We start from the raw sequence: 1,538 nt of genomic DNA, 5'->3' as shown, positions 1-1,538 counted from the left end.
CTGCGGCTGGTCAGCAGCAGCCGGCGGGCGCCGTACCCGGTCACCAGGTGCCGGGCCACGAGCCGGCCCAGGGTGCCGGTCGCGCCCGTGATCAGCACCGTTCCGTCGAGCGGTGCGACAGGCGTGGACGGCGCCTCGACCCGCGTCAGCCGCGGCACATACACCGCCCCGTCCCGGACGGCCACCCGTGGCTCGTCCGCGTCGAGCAGCGCGCCCACCCATACGGCCGGATCGTCGGTGCCGGCATCGGTGTCGGCGAGCGCGAACCGGTCCGGGTTCTCGGTGATCGCGCTGCCGACCAGGCCCCACAGCCCGGCCGTGGCCAGGGCGTCCACCCCCTCCTGCGGCCGCACGGCGACCGCACGGCGGGTGACCACCACCAGCCGGGACTCGGCGAAGCGGTCGTCGGCGAGCCAGGCCCGCAGGATTTCGAGGACCCCGGTCGCGGACTGCCGCACGCCCGTCACCGGGCCGCCGCCGTCCTCCTCGACGCGGAGCAGGACCAGTTCGGGTACGGGGGTCAGGGCCGCGAGCGCCTCAAGGCCGGGGTAGGTGTCCGAGCCGAGCACCGCCCACCGCTCAGGCTTTGCCGCTGCGGCCGTGACGGTGTCCCAGCCCACGGCGAACAGCGGATCCTCGCTTCGCCCGCCGAGCGCGGCCAGCTGCTCCGGTTCGACGCGCCGCGAGGTCAGGGACCCGATCGTGGCGACCGGAGCACCGGCCGGGTCGGTCAGGACCAGCGTCACGCTGTCCGGTCCCGCCGCGGCCAGCCGGACCTGCACCGAGGCCGCCCCGGTAGCGTGCAGTCGCACGCCGGACCAGGAGAACGGCAGCCGCACGCCATCGCTCTCCCCGGCCAGGCCCATGGTGTGCAGGGCCGCGTCCAGCAGCGCCGGATGGACCCCGTACCCCGACACATCGGTGTCCTCGGGCAGCGAGATCTCCGCGTACAGGCCGTCCCCGTCGCGCCAGGCGGCGATGAGCCCCTGGAACAGCGGCCCGTACTCGTAACCGGCCGCGGCCAGATCGGCGTACAGACTGTCCACGGGAACCCGCTCGGCGTGTGCGGGCCGCCCGGCCGGCGGCGCCGGGTCTTCGGAGCAGACCGTGACGGCACCGGCCGCGTGCCGGGTCCACGGCTCGTCCTCCCCGCCGGCCCGCGAGTGCACGCCGACCCGGCGCAGCCCCTGTTCGTCCGGCGCGCCGACCGTCACCTGGATCTGCACGCTGCCGCTGTCCGGTACGACCAGCGGGCCCTCCAGGGTCAGCTCGTCGATCGTGTCGCAGCCGACGCTGTCGGCCGCGTGCAGCACCAGCTCGACCAGCGCGGCACCCGGCAGCAGCACCGTCCCCAGCACTGCGTGGTCGGCCAGCCAGGGCTGGGACTGCAACGAGATCCGCCCGGTGAACACGCAGCCGTCCCCGTCGGCCAGCTCCACGGCTGCACCGAGCAGGGGGTGCGCGGAACGGGTCAGGCCGAGGCTGGTGGCGTCGCCGGTGCCTGCGGGGGCGTCGAGCCAGTAGCGCTCGTGTTGGAA

General features: G+C 75.2%; 1 protein-coding gene. It reads right to left on the bottom strand.

Translation table 11 applies throughout. The features are described from left to right. The coding region (locus AB0D57_RS47735) for a polyketide synthase dehydratase domain-containing protein (protein WP_362088774.1) at nucleotides 1–1,538 on the bottom strand (1,538 nt) is incomplete at both ends.

The sequence above is a fragment of the Streptomyces sp. NPDC048275 genome (assembly GCF_040652275.1).
GTDB lineage: Bacteria > Actinomycetota > Actinomycetes > Streptomycetales > Streptomycetaceae > Streptomyces.
The sequence above is the reverse complement of the archived record's forward strand: the minus strand, read 5'-3'. Positions and strand labels throughout refer to the sequence as shown.